Annotated in this window: 13 protein-coding genes; 6 read left to right on the top strand and 7 right to left on the bottom strand. The window is 56.9% G+C overall.

Annotation, left to right across the window (positions count from 1 at the left end):
- Positions 1–167 precede the first annotated feature (167 nt).
- Positions 168–1,808, bottom strand: a complete 1,641-nt coding sequence (locus tag SCU88_RS11370) for an ABC1 kinase family protein (protein ID WP_138097398.1) — start codon at positions 1,806–1,808, stop codon at positions 168–170.
- 217 nt (positions 1,809–2,025) lie between these two features.
- Between SCU88_RS11370 and ydfZ the strand changes: the two genes are divergently transcribed.
- Positions 2,026–2,229, top strand: a complete 204-nt coding sequence (gene ydfZ / locus SCU88_RS11365) for a putative selenium delivery protein YdfZ (RefSeq protein ID WP_138097397.1) — start codon at positions 2,026–2,028, stop codon at positions 2,227–2,229.
- A gap of 28 nt (positions 2,230–2,257) precedes the next feature.
- On the opposite strand, the gene SCU88_RS11360 is transcribed toward ydfZ, so the two are convergent.
- A complete protein-coding gene (locus tag SCU88_RS11360; RefSeq protein ID WP_175341460.1) occupies positions 2,258–2,443 on the bottom strand; it encodes a hypothetical protein in 186 nt (61 codons plus the stop codon).
- Positions 2,444–2,565: 122 nt separating this feature from the next.
- Here SCU88_RS11360 and SCU88_RS11355 point away from each other — a divergent pair, with 122 nt between their 5' ends.
- Positions 2,566–2,778, top strand: coding sequence for a KTSC domain-containing protein (locus SCU88_RS11355; protein ID WP_175341459.1), 213 nt, complete (start codon positions 2,566–2,568; stop codon positions 2,776–2,778).
- A gap of 35 nt (positions 2,779–2,813) precedes the next feature.
- Here SCU88_RS11355 and proP read toward each other — a convergent pair whose 3' ends face one another.
- On the bottom strand, positions 2,814–4,319 hold the full coding sequence (gene proP / locus SCU88_RS11350) for a glycine betaine/L-proline transporter ProP (RefSeq protein WP_175341458.1): 1,506 nt from the start codon (positions 4,317–4,319) through the stop codon (positions 2,814–2,816).
- Positions 4,320–5,521: 1,202 nt separating this feature from the next.
- On the opposite strand from proP, the gene SCU88_RS11345 reads away from it, so the two are divergent.
- Both SCU88_RS11345 and SCU88_RS11340 read left to right on the top strand, forming a co-directional pair.
- The gene (locus tag SCU88_RS11345) at positions 5,522–5,662 is read left to right on the top strand and encodes a hypothetical protein (protein ID WP_168198820.1); all 141 of its coding nucleotides are present in this window, start codon (positions 5,522–5,524) and stop codon (positions 5,660–5,662) included.
- A gap of 203 nt (positions 5,663–5,865) precedes the next feature.
- Positions 5,866–6,615, top strand: coding sequence for a methyltransferase domain-containing protein (locus SCU88_RS11340; RefSeq protein WP_175341457.1), 750 nt, complete (start codon positions 5,866–5,868; stop codon positions 6,613–6,615).
- A gap of 188 nt (positions 6,616–6,803) precedes the next feature.
- On the opposite strand, the gene dcp is transcribed toward SCU88_RS11340, so the two are convergent.
- Positions 6,804–8,849, bottom strand: coding sequence for a peptidyl-dipeptidase Dcp (dcp, locus tag SCU88_RS11335; protein ID WP_175341456.1), 2,046 nt, complete (start codon positions 8,847–8,849; stop codon positions 6,804–6,806).
- A gap of 166 nt (positions 8,850–9,015) precedes the next feature.
- Between dcp and ydfG the strand changes: the two genes are divergently transcribed.
- Both ydfG and SCU88_RS11325 read left to right on the top strand, forming a co-directional pair.
- Entirely contained in the window at positions 9,016–9,765 is a 750-nt protein-coding gene (gene ydfG, locus SCU88_RS11330; protein WP_138097390.1) for a bifunctional NADP-dependent 3-hydroxy acid dehydrogenase/3-hydroxypropionate dehydrogenase YdfG, read from the top strand.
- A 91-nt stretch (positions 9,766–9,856) separates the two neighbouring features.
- Positions 9,857–10,540 carry a GntR family transcriptional regulator gene (locus SCU88_RS11325; protein WP_138097389.1) on the top strand — a complete coding sequence of 228 codons (684 nt, stop codon included), beginning with the start codon at positions 9,857–9,859 and terminating at the stop codon, positions 10,538–10,540.
- Between the two features lie 45 nt (positions 10,541–10,585).
- On the opposite strand, the gene fruA is transcribed toward SCU88_RS11325, so the two are convergent.
- Genes fruA through fruB form a run of 3 tightly spaced genes read right to left on the bottom strand, consistent with a single transcriptional unit; the run spans position 10,586 to position 14,342 of the window.
- The gene (fruA, locus tag SCU88_RS11320; protein ID WP_175341455.1) at positions 10,586–12,256 is read right to left on the bottom strand and encodes a PTS fructose transporter subunit IIBC; all 1,671 of its coding nucleotides are present in this window, start codon (positions 12,254–12,256) and stop codon (positions 10,586–10,588) included.
- On the bottom strand, positions 12,253–13,212 hold the full coding sequence (fruK, locus tag SCU88_RS11315; RefSeq protein WP_175341454.1) for a 1-phosphofructokinase: 960 nt from the start codon (positions 13,210–13,212) through the stop codon (positions 12,253–12,255). Before fruK ends, fruA begins: the two co-directional genes overlap by 4 nt.
- On the bottom strand, positions 13,209–14,342 hold the full coding sequence (gene fruB / locus SCU88_RS11310) for a fused PTS fructose transporter subunit IIA/HPr protein (protein WP_175341453.1): 1,134 nt from the start codon (positions 14,340–14,342) through the stop codon (positions 13,209–13,211). The genes fruK and fruB overlap by 4 nt, the downstream gene beginning before the upstream one ends.
- Between the last annotated feature and the right edge of the window lie 340 nt (positions 14,343–14,682).

The following is a 14,682-nucleotide window of genomic DNA, read 5'->3' as shown; positions in this document are numbered from 1 at the left end:
ATATTCGGCGATCGCCAGGCGAAAAAAAACCGCCAGCGACTGGCGGCTCAAGCTTGCATGGATAGATCGTTATTTTCTGGGTATTGATACATCGCGCCTCTGCCGGTCGCGATGGATTGCCAGGCCACTGTAGCGAATTAAACGTCAACAAAGGTTAAACGAGTGCGTTAACGTCGTAACCGCAGCGCCAGCAGAAAGATACCGGTACCGCAGGCCAGCAGGCCAAACAGCGGAAAGACCGGAATCCCCCAAATACGCCAGCCGCTCTCCATCAGCCAGGGGGTGATGCCCAACGCAAAAGCGGCCGTCACCACCGCTATCGCCAGCGTGACGGCGGCACGTTCCAGTGCCCGGCTGAGCAGCCCGATATTTTTAATTTCCAGGTCGGCGTTAACCTTCCCCATTTTCAGGCGCCGTAGCATCAGGCGCAGGGTCTGAGGCAGCTCTTCTCCGGCATCCAACGCCTGGGCCCCCAGCGCCATCAGTCGTCGGCGGGCGCCGCCGGGGCGATAACGGCGCAGCACCACCTCGCGCAGCATCGGCCGCAGCGTGGCGACAATATCAAAACCGGGATCCAGACGCTGGAGCACGCCATCAGCGGTAATCAACGCCTTAAACAGCAGCGCGAGATCCGGCGGCAGCGCCAGTCGGAACTCCCGGACCATCGCCAGCAGATCCGCCAGCGCCTTGCCGAGCTTCATCGGCGCCGAACCCTGTTTATCAAGGAAGTTCTGCGCCGCCAGTTCGAAACGATTAATGTCGATGGCCTCATCGCCCGACCACTCGATCAGGGCATTGACGATCCCTTCACTCTGACGCCCGGCAATGGCATCCAGCATCATCAGCAACTGATTGCGCCGCCGTTCGCTCAGGCGTCCTACCATGCCGAAATCGATAAAACCGACCCGGTTCCCCTCCAGCGCCATCACGTTACCGGGATGGGGATCGGCGTGCCACAGCCGGTGTTCCAGCACCATCTCCATAAACGCCCGCGCCCCTTCCCTGGCAAGGATATGACCATCCAGTCCGGCATCGATGAGCTGTTGTGGGCTTTCCGGAGCCATCCCCGGCACAAATTCCTGCACCATCAGGCGCGGCGAGGTCCAGGCCCAGTGGATAGCGGGAATAACAACCTGGGGGTCATCGGCAAAGCAGCGGGCAATCTGTTCGCAGTTGCTGGCTTCCTGGGTGAGATCCAGCTCGTGGTTCAGCGCCGTCGCCAGTCCCAACACAATCTGGCTCGGATGATAGCGCGCCAGTTGGCTGCTCTGCTCTTCCAGCGCGCCTGCCAGAAAGGTGAGTAACCGCAGGTCGGCGCGAATGGTCCTTTCCAGGCCGGGGCGCAGCACTTTCACCACCACCGCTTCACCGCTATGGAGCCTGGCGCGATAAATCTGCGCCATCGATGCGGCGGCAATCGGCGTGCGGTCGAATTCGGCGAAGATTTGCTCCGGCTCGGCGCCGAGGTCTTCGCATATCTGCTCCGCCAGGCTTTCCCAGGGCAGAGCTCTGGCCTGACTGTGCAGTTTTTCCAGTTCGTCAGTCCAGACGGGATCCAGCAGGTCGGTACGGGTCGCCAGGATCTGCCCGAGTTTTACGAAGGTGGGCCCCAGCTCTTCCAGCGCGTGACGCAGCCGCTCGGGCATGCTCTGCGCCTGTGTCCGCTCGCGATCGCGGCGCAGGGTATCGCGCAACGTCGTTAACCCCAGCATTCTGGCGATGTCCTGCAACCCATAGCGGATCAGCACTGACGTGATTTCTGTCAGCCGCACCCTGTCGCGCGCGGTAACCAGCATCATCTTTAACATCCTGGCAAAAAGCCTCCCTGATTCAGCCTGCGCCGCCGCATGCGGCACCCGGTGCTTCACACCTTAGCGGCTAACGGGGCGCGATGCCACCCCTGCCAATATGTGATGCACATCACATGAAAAGATTCGGATTGATCGCGATCAACGCCCCATCTGCGCAGAATATTCCAAAATAACAGGGTCTGAATTATCGTCTTCATTCAGAGGAGAAACCACAATGATGACCTATGACCGCAATCGCAATTCCATTACCACCGGCAGTCGCGTGATGATCAACGGCACTGGCCAGACCGGCGTTATCACCGCTATCCACGGTGACGGCATGACGCCCGGAGATCTGCGCCGCTCGAAGACGGTGGAAGTGGAGGGGTGCGAAGGTCAGTATCAGCCCGTGGAGCTCATCCGCCTTGGCCTGAACTAAGGCCAGCCGAATGCCGCTGCGGCGGCATTCACATGTACTGTTCAAACTGCCAGGCCGCCAGTGCCGTCCACACAAACCCCGCCCCAAACAGTATGCCCCAGACAATATGTCGCCGTCGCCAACACCAGAAGACCAGTCCCCCCAGAACCGGCAGGCTGATTTTCCACCCCGCCACCACCGTGAGCATGGCGACAATCAGATAGTCTTTCAGCATCTTATTTTAGCCTCATAAGCAAATCGTCGCCTTTGCCGGTTGATTGTTGGCACCAGTTTTGCGTATGTTTTTATTAACAGATGTGGTAATAACAGCCCTTTTAGCACAACGGAGCCCTCAGGATGAACAAACACCCCGTTAAATCGTCAAGAATTGCCAGTATTGGTTACGATGCCGGGGTACGCGAGCTGGAGATTCAGTTTAAGGACGGCCAGCTGTGGCGTTACCGTAACGTTCCGGAAAAAACCTTCCATACCTTTCTGACGGTGGTTTCTAAGGGGCGTTTTTATGACGGTGTGATTCGCAATAAGTTTGCGGCGTTGCGGTTGCGTTAGGTAAAAAAAAGCCCCCAACCGGGGGCCTGATACTATTACTCGTTAATTCGCGGGTGCTGCTGCACCAGACGATTACGCTTCTCTTCCAGTTCAGCAATTTCGCGATCGATATCTTCGATTTTGTGTTCGATATGATCGTGATGCTCCTGCAGAATTTCACGCGCTTCATCCAGATCCGAGGCGGCCGGCGTCGCGCCTTTCAGCGGTTTATTAGCGGTCTCTTTCATATACAGACCGGTCGCCAGACCCACCACGCCGATAACCATCAGATAATAAGCAGGCATCAGCAGATTCTGAGTGGCCTCCACCAGCCAGGCGGCCACAGTCGGCGTCAGACCGGCAATCAGTACCGAGATATTAAAGGCACTGGCCAGGGCGCTGTAGCGAATATGCGTCGGGAACATCGCTGGCAGCGAAGAGGCCATCACCCCGGTAAAGGAGTTCAGGATCACCGCCAGCATCAGCAGACCGGCGAAAATCAGCCCAATCACGTCACTGTTAATCAGCTTAAAGGCCGGTACCGCCAGGACAATCAGCGCCACGCTACCGCACAGCACAAAGGGACGGCGCCCGAAACGGTCACTCAGCAGCCCCATCACCGGCTGAACAAACAGCATACCAATCATGATAGCGATGATGATCAGTACCCCGTGATCCTCGGAATAGTGGAGGTTATGGGAAAGGTAGCTCGGCATATAGGTGAGCAGCATGTAGTAGGTGACGTTGGTGGCAATCACCAGGCCGGTACAGGCCAGCAGGCCGCGCCAGTGTTTGGTCGCAATCTCTTTAAAGGAGACCCTGGGACCATCCTGCAGCCCTTCTCGATCGCCCTGCTCCAGCTTATCAACGTGCTGCTGGAAGGTCGGGGTCTCTTCCAGCGCGTGACGCAGGTAGAGCCCGATAATGCCCAGCGGCAGCGCCAGGAAGAACGGGATACGCCAGCCCCACTCAAGGAAGTTAGCCTCACCCACAATAGTGGAGATCAGCACAACCACGCCCGCACCCAGCACAAAACCGGCGATGGAGCCAAAATCCAGCCAGCTGCCCATAAAGCCGCGCTTACGGTCCGGCGAATATTCAGCGACAAAGATTGAGGCGCCGGTATATTCACCGCCCACCGAGAAGCCCTGCGCCATTTTACACAACAGCAGCAAAATAGGCGCCCAGATACCGATGGTCGCGTGGCCGGGTATCAGGCCGATACAGAAGGTACTTATCGACATGATCACTATCGTGATGGATAGAATACGCTGACGGCCATATTTATCCCCGAGCATGCCGAAAAACAGGCCGCCCAGCGGACGAATCAAAAACGGGACTGAAAAGGTCGCCAGAGCGGCGATCATCTGCACGCCGGGATCGGCGCCAGGGAAGAATACTTTACCGAGTGCGTAGGCAACAAAACCATAGACACCAAAATCGAACCACTCCATCGCGTTACCCAGCGACGCGGCGGTAATCGCCTTACGCAGCTTGGTATCATCGATAATGGTCACATCCTTAAGCGTTATCGGTTTGACCTTTTTCCTTCTTAACTTCATGTTCCATCCTCTAACGGTAAAACGCCCATACGAGCGATCTGCCAGAAGCGAGCTTGTGCAAACGGGTTGCCCCCGGCAGAAAAAATTAAGGGAGTGCACTTCTCACCTTTGCCCCACCCGACCAACAGTCAGCGGGCCGAAACTGTTATTTCGCCTCCTGCTATAGCGTAGCAGGCATTTACCTCCGCTATGTGGGCCCCGGGACAGTGCCAGAATCGCACCCTTTGCCAACGCCGGATCCCTTTTGTCAATTACAGTGATTTTGATCACATCTTTATTTACATAAAGCCCTATTTTCTCTGCGCCGTCAACCTTATCCCCCTGTATTGGCCACGTTTATGGCAATATTTGAACCGGGATTCAACTCAAAAATAAACCGCAATTGTCATTCGCGCAAACCGGCGTCACGCCAGGTATGACGCGGCCTGCCAACAATCGCACTTCCGGTTAAAAACCGGTATCAGAACCGGCTCACATCAATAATCAGACTGGCGCCAGGTGCACAATGAATGATCGTATATTTAACAGGCAATATCGGGTTAAAAATTAACCTGCTATCTATTTTCCCTGATTTTTTTATGTTAGCGCTGACAGGGTCAATCTGATGCTAATTCACACACAAGGTTATCTTAACAATAATTGCGCTAATGCGAATCAGCGCAACCATCATTATCAGCAGAGTTAACACCTTGTTTATAAGAAATTTTCAATAAAAAATGCAGGGGATTCACCATCAATAAAACTCATCCTATTCCTGGAAGGCTCCTAAAACCCGACGCCCCGCCGCTAAAACCGTTTTTTTTATGCCAGTATAATTAGCGTATCACTCTGAGATACCCCTGAAACTGCTACCTTTTCCGGCTGCGATGCCTTCCATCGAGCCGGATTTTTTTTGCCTTTCAGTCAGTCTTCCTGTTCCCGCCAGCACAGCAGACAAAAAGTGCCTGGACCACTCCTAAAGCCGCCAGACCGCGAGAAACCAGGTACTGGTTATGCCATGATGGACATGGATTCTCCATGAAATCCCCTGTAATACCTTGTTTGCCGGACTACGCGATCCTCGTAGTCCGGTTTTTTTTTGTCACTCCATATGCGAAGAAGATGAGGCCGCCCATTTTTTCAGCAATCGAATTCAGGATCTGAACTTTTTCCGCTAAGCAAAGTCAGTATTTAAAACAGCTAATAAGCCACTGGTGATGGTAATGTTTGCACAAAAGCTAACTTTCTGGCTCGCAACCCTGATTTTAACGCTGCTGCTACCGCTATGGGGGGCGTTACTCATGGGAAACATTGATGTTACACATTATTTGCTGAATATCGCCGATATTATCGATAAATCCTGAGCGGTGACCGGGCGATTCATAAGTGCTGCCACATACGCCTGCCACTGAATATCCGCATTAATCTTATTGCTATATTCAGAGCGCTCATCGTAACAAACTGAAATAAATGTTATCCAGGCCCTGCCTGATTTTTTGCTAATGTTTTTCTGATAAATAACGCCAGAAACACCAGGCATTTAATCAAAATAAAAGCAGGGATTAACATGCAACAATTTAATCGCAATGCGGATGCCTATAATGCGATCCGGGGTAAGATCCGTTATCCGCAAACGCTGTATGACGCACTTGCCGCGCGGGCGCCTGAACGCCAGGCTGCGCTGGATATCGGCTGCGGAAACGGCGTATCCACTGCCCCGCTGGCGCCGTTATTTCATCATGTAGAAGGGTGTGATATTGGCGATGCCATGATTGCCAGAGCCCGTCAGAATTATCCAGATATCCCTTTTACCGTTTCCGACGCGGCTCGTTTTACGCCAAATCAACGTTACGATCTGGTCACCAGCGCCACCTCTTTTTACTGGATGGACCGGGAAAAAATTCTGGCGCATCTTGCCCACTGGTTAAAACCCAACGGTCTGTTCTGCGCCTGGAAATATGATTTCCCTATCGTTTATGGACCACTTCAGGATTTTATCAGCCGCGAGCTGGTCAGCCGCTGGGCCGCTTATCGCGATTCCCGTTTAACTGAATACGACGATACGCTGGAATTAATGCAGGCCTGCCCGCACCTGCACAATGCCCGCCGGGAAGTCTTTGCCAATATCCTGTTTCTTACCCCGCAAGAGGTGGCGTTGTTCTTTTTATCCACCAGTTACGTCACTCGCTATATCGAAGAGCAAGGCGGTGAACAATGGGTTCAGTCGTTTATGCTGGCGGTACAGGAGATTGAAAACGCCCCTATGGTCGCCGTGAATTTCGATATTCACGCATTTAGCGCCTACAGAGCATCGTAATCTCTTGCTGTTGGTCGTCCTGATGACTGTATTTGCTGGCCCGCAAAAAAGGCTAAAGCTTCCGACTTTCACGCCGATAAATAGAGTGTCTGTCCATCAGACTATGAGACTTTTCAGCGTTTGGGGAGGGGCATACCCACTGCCGCTAAACCTCCCCGTTTTTTACTGCATCAATGTAATACCGGATTTTAGTCGGTCAGCCCACGATGCTGTAGCATCGGTTCGGGAGCCGGGTCATGCCCACGCCAGTTGCGATAGAGTTCGGCCAGATCGCGACTGTTGCCGCACGACAGAATCCCATCCCGGAAGCGCTGACCGTTTTCCCGGGTTAACCCTCCCTGCTCTTCGAACCATTTGAAACCGTCGTCCGCCAGCATTTGCGTCCAGAGATAAGCGTAATACCCCGCCGCATAGCCACCGCCCCAGATATGGGCGAAGTAGCTGCTGCGATAGCGCGGCGGCACGGCGTCGAGGCTGAGCTGCTCCCGGGCCAGAGTTGCCTGTTCGAAGGCGCTAACGTCATTAATACCGGCGTCCGGCGCTATCTGGTGCCAGTGCATATCCAGCAGCGCGGCGGCAAGCAGTTCGGTCATATGGTAGCCCTGATTAAACTGCCCGGCCTGCAGCATCCGTTCACGCAACGCCTGAGGCATGACTTCGCCGCTCTGGTAGTGGCGCGCGTAGTAGGCAAACACCTCGGGGTGGCTGGCCCAGTGTTCATTGATCTGCGACGGAAATTCCACAAAATCGCGTGGCGTATTGGTTCCGGAAAGCGAAGCGTAACGCTGGCTGGCGAACAGCCCGTGGAGCGTGTGACCGAATTCGTGAAACAGCGTGATGGTGTCATCCCAGCTCAGTAACGCAGGTTCATCATCGGCCGGTTTAGTGAAATTACAGACGTTGTAGATGACCGGCTCGCTCGCCAGCAGCAATGACTGTTCGACGAAGTTCCCCATCCAGGCGCCGCCGCTTTTGCTGTCGCGGGCGAAAAAGTCGCCATAAAACAGCGCCATACCGCGCCCGTCCTGATCGAAAATCTCCCATACCCGTACATCCGGGTGCCAGACCGGAATGTCGAAGCGCTCGACAAAGCTCAAACCATAGAGCTGGCTGGCGCACCAGAACACGCCGCGATGCAGCACGCTTTCCAGTTCGAAGTAAGGACGAATCTGGCTGTCATCCAGTTGATAGCGTTCACGGCGGACCCGCTGAGCATAGAAGTTCCAGTCCCAGGCCCGGGCCGGAAAGCGGGTTTCTTCGCCATCGATAAGCTGCTGGATGTCGGCCTGTTCACGTCGGGCACGCCCGCTTGCCGCCGCCACAATATTGCGCATAAAACCCAGCGCCGCTTCAGGATGACCGGCCATCTGGTCGGCCATGCTCCAGCTGGCATAGTCCGGATAGCCCAGCAGTTGCGCCTGACGGGCGCGGATATCCGCCAGGCGGCAGATTATCTCCCGGGTGTCGCCGCCATCGCCTTTCTCGCAGCGCTGCCAGCTGGCCATAAATAATGCCTCGCGAGTCTGGCGATGGCTCAGCGTTTGCAGCACCGGCTGTTGGGTGGTGTTGAACAGCGGCAACAGCCAGCGGCCCTCCAGTCCCTTATCCCGCGCCGCCTGGGCCGCGCCCGCCATTTCCGCTTCGCTCATACCGGTTAGCTGCCTGACATCGTCCACCACCAGACCGCCCGATTTGGTGGCGGCCAGCAGCCGCTGATTGAACTGACTGCTTAACTGCGCCGCCTGCTGATTCAGCGCCCGCAGCGCCGTTTTCTGTTGCGCATCAAGCCGGGCTCCGGCCAGGACGAAACGCTGGTGCTGCTGTTCGATAAGACGCTCAGACTCCTGGTCCAGCCCCAGACTGCGGCGCGTCTGCCTGACGCTCTCCAGCCGGGCGAACAGGCTCTCGTTCAGATAGATTTCATCATCCAGCTCCGCCAGTTCGCCGCTAAAAGCTTCGTCAAGCTGCTGTAGCAGATCGTTGGTGTGGGCTGCCGTCATCGCGAAAAATACGCCGGTGACCCGGGCCAGCATCTGGCCGCTGCGCTCCAGCGCCAGGCAGGTGTTGGCAAAATCCGGCGTTTCCGGGGAGTCGGCAATCGCCGCCACCTCTGCGCGCTTAATGCGTACCGCCTCGTTAAACGCCGGGCGGTAATGCTCATCGCGAATGGTATCGAAGGGCGGCGCCTGATAGGGAAGCAGGCTCACCTGAAAAAAGGGGTTATCCACGGCCATCTTGTTCTCCTGAATCACCGGTTTAGCCTTATAGCTTATGCCGCGGGCTGCTGCCGGGCAACGTCATAACCGCAATAAGAATTTCATCGATCCTATTCGCCGCAAGCCGTGTTAGGCTGTATATTCAGTCAGTTACCACTTAGATAATGCGTTGAGGAACATCAAGATGATTATTCTGGTTACCGGCGCCACCGCCGGCTTTGGTGAATGTATTGCCCGTCGCTTTGTGAAGAATGGCCACCGGGTGATCGCCACCGGGCGCCGTCACGACCGCCTTCAGGCGCTGCAGGCTGAGCTCGGTGATGCCGTACTGACCATGCAACTGGACGTGCGCAATCGCGCCGCCGTTGAAGAGGCCATCGCCTCGCTGCCTGAAGACTGGCGTGAGATCGATATTCTGGTAAATAACGCCGGGCTGGCGCTGGGACTGGAACCCGCGCAGCGCGCCAGCGTCGATGACTGGGAAGCGATGATCGACACCAACAATAAAGGGCTGATCTGGATGACCCGCGCGGTACTGCCGGGCATGGTCGAGCGCAACCGCGGCCACATTATCAATATGGGCTCCACCGCAGGAAGCTGGCCCTATGCCGGTGGTAACGTTTATGGCGCCACTAAAGCGTTCGTCCGCCAGTTCAGCCTGAACCTGCGTACCGATTTGCACGGCACCGCCGTCCGCGTGACCGATATCGAGCCAGGGCTGGTGGGCGGCACCGAATTTTCTAATGTGCGTTTTAAAGGCGACGAGGCGAAGGTGGAACAGACCTACCAGGACAGCAATGCCCTGACGCCGGAAGATGTAACCGAAGCGGTCTGGTGGGTCGCCACCCTGCCGGCTCACGTCAACATCAACACCCTGGAGATGATGCCAGTCAGCCAGAGTTTCGGCGGCCTGAGCGTGCATCGTCAGCGCTAGCGCTTGTCCTGCCCGGCCTTTGCGGCCGGGTATAGGCCAGTCGTTAGAAAAATGCTAAAATCGGTAAGTTACTCACCACTCAGATAAAACAATGGCCGTCGATACGTTAAACCCCACACAGCCCGTTAATCAGCAGATCTATCGCATCCTGCGCAGGGATATCGTTCACTGCCTGATTCCGCCAGGCACGCCGCTTTCGGAAAAAGAGGTATCGGTCCGGTTCGATGTCTCTCGCCAGCCGGTGCGCGAAGCCTTTATCAAACTGGCGGAAAACGGACTGATTCAGATCCGTCCCCAGCGCGGCAGCTATGTAAATAAGATCTCCATCCGCCAGGTCAGCAATGGCTGCTTCGTGCGCCAGGCCATTGAATGCGCCGTCGCGCGCCGCGCCGCCAGCCTGATTAACGACGACTGGCTGTGGCAGCTGGAGCAGAATCTGAGCCAGCAGCGTAGCGCCATCGATCGCCAGCAGCAGAATGATTTCTTCACCCTGGACGATGATTTTCACCAGAAAATGGCGCTGATTGCCGACTGCCAGCTCGCCTGGGATACGGTGGAAAATATTAAGGCCGCCATTGACCGGGTACGCTATATGAGTCTCGACCACGTTTCACCGCCGGAGATGCTGCTGAATCAGCATTTTGAGATCTTCAACGCGCTGGAACAGCGTGACGAAGCCCGGGTGGAAGAGGCCATGCGCCGTCATCTTCATGAGATTAGCGAATCTATACTGCTGATTCGTAAAGAGAACAGCGAGTGGTTTAGCGAAGAGTAAAACCGTCAGCAGCGGGCCGATAATACTGGCCCGCTTTTGCAAAGGTCAGGCAACCGCCTGTTCGGGGCGCTTGAGCAGCGCATAGGAAACACCCGCCACCAGCGTCCCCGCCACAATAGCCAGCAGATAGCCCAGTACCGGCGTAATTGCGCCCGGAATAAACAGCACAAACAGCCCGCCGTGCGGCGCCATCAGCGCGGCTCCGACCGCCATAGAGATAGCCCCGGTCACGGCGCCGCCTGCGATACAACAAGGCAGCACGCGCATCGGATCCCGGGCGGCAAAGGGAATCGCCCCTTCGGTGATAAAACAGAGTCCCAACACCAGCGCCGCCTTACCCCCTTCACGCTGGCCATTATCGAACTTTTTGCCAGCGATAAGCGTAGCCAGCCCCAGCGCCAGCGGCGGCACCATCCCGGCTCCCATAATCGCCGCCATCGGCGCATAGGTTTGGGTGCTCAGCAGCCCCACGCCGAACGCATAGGCGGCTTTATTCAGCGGCCCGCCCATGTCGGTACACATCATGCCGCCGAGGATCGCCCCCAGCAGAACCGCATTGGTCGTCCCCATGGTCTGTAACCAGTGGGTCAGCGCCGCCAGAATACCGGCCACCGGCCGACCGATCAGGTAGATCATCGCCAGACCCACAACCAGACTGGCCACCAGCGGAATAATCAAAATCGGCTTTAATGCCTCCATCCCCGCCGGTAATTTCAGCCGGGCGCCAATCAGTTTCGCCACGTACCCCGCCAGGAAACCGGCAATAATGCCGCCGATAAAACCGGCTCCTGTGCTGACCGCCAGCATCCCGCCAATCAGCCCCGGGGTCAGGCCCGGCCGGTCGGCAATCGAAAAGGCGATATAGCCCGCCAGCACCGGAACCATCAGGGCGAACGCCGAATCGCCGCCAATCTGCATCAGCGCCGCGGCCAGGGTTCCCGGCTCCTTAAAAGCCTCGATCCCGAAGGCGAAAGAGAGAGCGATACACAAACCGCCCGCCACCACCATCGGCAGCATAAAAGAGACTCCGGTCAACAGGTGACGATAAGCGCCGCTCCCCTCGCCGCCCGCCGCTTTGGTCGATGCGTTTTCGTCACCGCTGTCCGGATGGTACGGCTGTGCATCGGCCAGCGCACGGTCAAACTCCTGAGCCGTCTTTTTGAGCGCCAGACCGGTTGAAGTGCGGTACATCGGTTTACCGGCAAATTTGCTCAGATCGACTTCGATATCGGCGGCGACCAGCACCAGATCCGCCTGTTCTGTCTCTTCCGGGGTTATCGCATTCCCCGTCCCGACGGAGCCGCGGGTTTCGACCTTCACCCACCAGCCGCGTTTTTTGGCTTCGGTTTCAATGGCTTCCGCCGCCATAAAGGTGTGCGCCACACCGGTTGGGCAGGCGGTCACGGCCACAATGCGGCAGGGAACCGCCGCAGCGGCCGTTTCCGGCACCTGATACGGCTGCGCCCGGCTTTGGGCTTCGCTCAGGAATGTTTCCGGTTCAGCCACCGCGCCGTTAATGTCCCCCTGATATACCCGCTTGCCATTCAGGGCGCTGTCGGTCAGCGGCGTGGAGCCCAGCACAATCACCAGCCCGGCTTCGTCCAGGTGATCGGTCATGGTCATTTGGGCCTTCGCAGCGGCGGCGCCAAGCAGATTTTTTGCCATCCGGGCACGCACCTGACCCAGTTCAGTACCTACAATCAGCAGCGTTTTCATGAGTCGCTCTCCTGCCGTGAATCAAAAGGATTTACTTCCACGCGGGCCATCATGGCCGCCAGCCGCGGCCGGTCGCTGATGCCGACGTTACTCTGGCCAACCGCCAGCGCCGACACGGCCGTCGCCAGGCGTAAGGTATGCTGGTTGGATTCGCGCATCAGCAGCCCGTAAATAATGCCGCCGACCATGGCGTCTCCGGCGCCGACGGTACTGACCACATCGACAGATGGCGGTCTGGCTATCCATGCGCCGGATCCGCTCACCCACAGAGCGCCCTGCTCGCCAAGGGAAATCACCACATGGGCGATACCCTGCTGACGCAGCGCATGAGCGGCCATCACCACATCACCGATTTCCGGTAGCGGACGACCAGCCCAGATTTCCAGCTCGCGACGGTTGGGTTTGACCAGCCAGGGCGCAGCCTGGAGCCCTGCCACCAGCGCCTCGCGGCTGCTGTCGAAAATGATGCACGGACAGAGATCGCGCAACGCAGCCATCCAGCGGGAAAAAGCATCGGGGTTTACGCCCGCAGGCAGACTGCCGCTGACGCAGATCATGTCGAACTGACCACTCCAGCTCAGGGAATCCTCAACAAAGCGCGTCCACTCTTCGGGCGACACCTCAAAGCCCGAGAAATTCAGATCGGTGACGGCGCTGCTTTGTTCGGTCAGTTTGACATTAATGCGGGTTCGCCCTGGCACTACGTGAAAGCGGTTGGTGATGCCCAGCTCGCTGAACAGTTGCTGAAATCCTTGCAGGTTCTCTTTCCCCAGAAAGCCGCTCACGGTAACGTCGATCCCCAGATCCTTAAGCACCTTTGCGACATTGATACCTTTACCCGCCGCATGCAGCCCCGTGGTACGCACCCGGTTGACTTCGCCGCTTTCGATTTCGGGAATGAATCCCACCAGGTCGTAAGCCGGATTCAGGGTAATAGTGGCCACCCGTCTGCTCATTGCGCACCCTCCCCAAGACCGTCGGCGATAGCCTGTCCGATATGGCTTAACGCTGCGGCAGCGTCTTCGCCCCGGGCCGTTATCCGTATCCGGTGCCCCTTTTTCACCCCCAGCGCGACTACCTTCATCAGGCTGCGCCCGTTCACGGCCTTGCCGCTGCCGTTAAGGTTGGTCACGGTAATTTCGCTGTTGAACTGTTTGATGGCATTCACCAGCATGGCGCCGGGACGGGCGTGCAGGCCGTGCTCATTAGGCACGACAAATTCCGCGCTGAGACAGTCGTCGCAAACCGCGCCCTCCCCGGTCAGCAGCGCCAGCAGAGTGGCAGCATCCGCTTTCAGCAGACGCTGTGCCTCACCGGCCGTCAGTAGCGCACTCAGGCGATCCAGTACCGCCAGCGGCTGGTCATCGACCATGGCGACCGTCACTAAAAGCGCCGCTGGCTGGCCCTCCACCTCCAGCGGCGTATCAGCACGGCTTATTGCGATAGCACTTTTCAGGCTGCCTTCCGTGCTGTCATTCAACCAGACTCCCTGGCCCAGATTCATGGGGCTATCGCCAATCGCATGGCTCACAAAGCGCGTATCAACCGCACCCGCCGCTTTCAGACGCCCGACGTTCAGCGCCTGAAGCATGACCAGGTCACTGGCGGCGACATCCAGCGTCAGCATGTCGTTATCCAGTTTCAGCGCCTGCTGCTGGCTTTCCCCCATCAGCAGGGCGCGCAATACGTGCGGATCGGTGGTGGATTTCAGGCGCTCCGCCACCGAATCATCGCTCAGCACGTGAGTCAACTGGCGCAGCAGGCCAAGATGTTCATCTGAACGGGCCGCAATGCCCAGCGCCACATACACCGTCTGCCCTTCGCCCCAGCAGACGCCGTCCGGAAACTGATACACCTGGACGCCGGTTTTCAGTACCTGATCACGGGTTGCTGTAGTGCCATGGGGAATGGCGATTCCGTTGCCAAGCCAGGTGGACGTTTGCTGTTCGCGCGCCAGCATGCCATCGACATAGCCCGTGGTAACGTTGCCTGCCTGAGTCAGCGCCCCGGCCACCAGACGGATGGCCTCCTCTTTGCTTCCCGCATACTGCCCCGGGTGAATGTCCTGCACAGATAACTGGAACATGGTCCCCTCCTTTTTTTGGGAAATTGAAACGATTCAGCTTTTTGGGCAAAAAAAGGCCCGCTGTCAGGATAAGATCCAACAGGATAAAGGCTGAAACGTTTCAATTAATTTGTGCCCTTAGCGCGAATCCTGCAAGAAAAGCGGCGGATTTCGTTATAAAAATTAGACCTGAAACACATTTTGATAACATTCCCACCAGATTTGCTGAACGAGAAGACGGTTTCAGCAACCCGGCAGATAACATCACCAAAAAGCGTAAATAAACGGGGGAGATCGTAAGGTATGTGGAAGTACAGAAGCGGGTTCATTTGGGCGATGAACCCTTTTCGATAGACGCTCG

The organism is Jejuibacter sp. L23 (genome assembly GCF_050815825.1).
GTDB classification, from domain to species: domain Bacteria; phylum Pseudomonadota; class Gammaproteobacteria; order Enterobacterales; family Enterobacteriaceae; genus Jejubacter; species Jejubacter calystegiae.
The sequence above is the reverse complement of the archived record's forward strand: the minus strand, read 5'-3'. Positions and strand labels throughout refer to the sequence as shown.

What these genes read in the sequence shown, in the direction of transcription:
- SCU88_RS11370 (WP_138097398.1), bottom strand. Translation starts at nt 1,808, where the DNA reads ATGTTAAAGATGATGCTGGTTACCGCGCGCGACAGGGTGCGGCTGACA.
- ydfZ (WP_138097397.1), top strand. Translation starts at nt 2,026, where the DNA reads ATGATGACCTATGACCGCAATCGCAATTCCATTACCACCGGCAGTCGC.
- SCU88_RS11360 (WP_175341460.1), bottom strand. Translation starts at nt 2,443, where the DNA reads ATGCTGAAAGACTATCTGATTGTCGCCATGCTCACGGTGGTGGCGGGG.
- SCU88_RS11355 (WP_175341459.1), top strand. Translation starts at nt 2,566, where the DNA reads ATGAACAAACACCCCGTTAAATCGTCAAGAATTGCCAGTATTGGTTAC.
- proP (WP_175341458.1), bottom strand. Translation starts at nt 4,319, where the DNA reads ATGAAGTTAAGAAGGAAAAAGGTCAAACCGATAACGCTTAAGGATGTG.
- SCU88_RS11345 (WP_168198820.1), top strand. Translation starts at nt 5,522, where the DNA reads ATGTTTGCACAAAAGCTAACTTTCTGGCTCGCAACCCTGATTTTAACG.
- SCU88_RS11340 (WP_175341457.1), top strand. Translation starts at nt 5,866, where the DNA reads ATGCAACAATTTAATCGCAATGCGGATGCCTATAATGCGATCCGGGGT.
- dcp (WP_175341456.1), bottom strand. Translation starts at nt 8,849, where the DNA reads ATGGCCGTGGATAACCCCTTTTTTCAGGTGAGCCTGCTTCCCTATCAG.
- ydfG (WP_138097390.1), top strand. Translation starts at nt 9,016, where the DNA reads ATGATTATTCTGGTTACCGGCGCCACCGCCGGCTTTGGTGAATGTATT.
- SCU88_RS11325 (WP_138097389.1), top strand. Translation starts at nt 9,857, where the DNA reads ATGGCCGTCGATACGTTAAACCCCACACAGCCCGTTAATCAGCAGATC.
- fruA (WP_175341455.1), bottom strand. Translation starts at nt 12,256, where the DNA reads ATGAAAACGCTGCTGATTGTAGGTACTGAACTGGGTCAGGTGCGTGCC.
- fruK (WP_175341454.1), bottom strand. Translation starts at nt 13,212, where the DNA reads ATGAGCAGACGGGTGGCCACTATTACCCTGAATCCGGCTTACGACCTG.
- fruB (WP_175341453.1), bottom strand. Translation starts at nt 14,342, where the DNA reads ATGTTCCAGTTATCTGTGCAGGACATTCACCCGGGGCAGTATGCGGGA.